We start from the raw sequence: 701 nt of genomic DNA, 5'->3' as shown, positions 1-701 counted from the left end.
GCTCTTGGTTCGTGTCGGAAGGGCCTTTGGTCGAGAGTCCGGGTCGCTACCATCTCGACGAGGAAACCCATCTGTGCAGCCTTCTTGCGCGGCTTGCCCGCGAGACTTCGGAACGACTCGTGAATGGAGGTCGCGAGGTCGAGCGTCTCCTTGAAGCTGATGACTCCGGTCGGCACGCCGGCCTCCCGCGCGCCACGCTGCATGAGCAGGCGCATCAGATTGTAAGCGATTCGGACCATCGCGAGGTTCTTGCGCGCCATCTGCGGGGATTTCGCGTTGATCATCTCGAAGCCAAGCGTGGTCTTGATGTCGCGCAGGCGCAGTTCGATGTCCCAGCGGCGGGCGTAGAGAGCGTGTAGCTCGACGCCGTCGTGGCGCTGTGCATCGGTGAGCGTGGTGACGACGGTCATCTTGGAACGCTTTCCACTACGGTCCTCGTAGTCGAGTCGGATCAACCGGACCTCCATACTTTCGGGCAGCGCCTCCCACTCCTCGCGGGTGGTGTGTTTTTTCACGGCGGAGAAATGCGGGCGACGCCAAGTGACGAGGCGTTCATGCGGGGAGAGCTTGCGGCCCTCCCTCCAGTCCAGGGCGGATTCGCGCCGCTGGTGCAGGCGCATCACGCAGTGGGCGCCCCGGGCTCGCACCGCAGCGATGAAGGCGTAGGAGCAGTAGGCCCGGTCGGCGAGAAGAAGATCGTC

Annotated in this window: 1 protein-coding gene; it reads right to left on the bottom strand. The window is 63.9% G+C overall.

The genetic code is table 11. The annotated features are described in order from the left end of the window. On the bottom strand, positions 1 to 701 hold a 701-nt coding region (locus ACG2LG_RS24105; protein WP_396263450.1), incomplete at both ends, for a transposase.

The sequence above is a fragment of the Haloferula sp. A504 genome (assembly GCF_044385805.1).
In the GTDB taxonomy this organism is placed as follows: Bacteria; Verrucomicrobiota; Verrucomicrobiia; order Verrucomicrobiales; family Akkermansiaceae; genus Haloferula.
The sequence above is the reverse complement of the archived record's forward strand: the minus strand, read 5'-3'. Positions and strand labels throughout refer to the sequence as shown.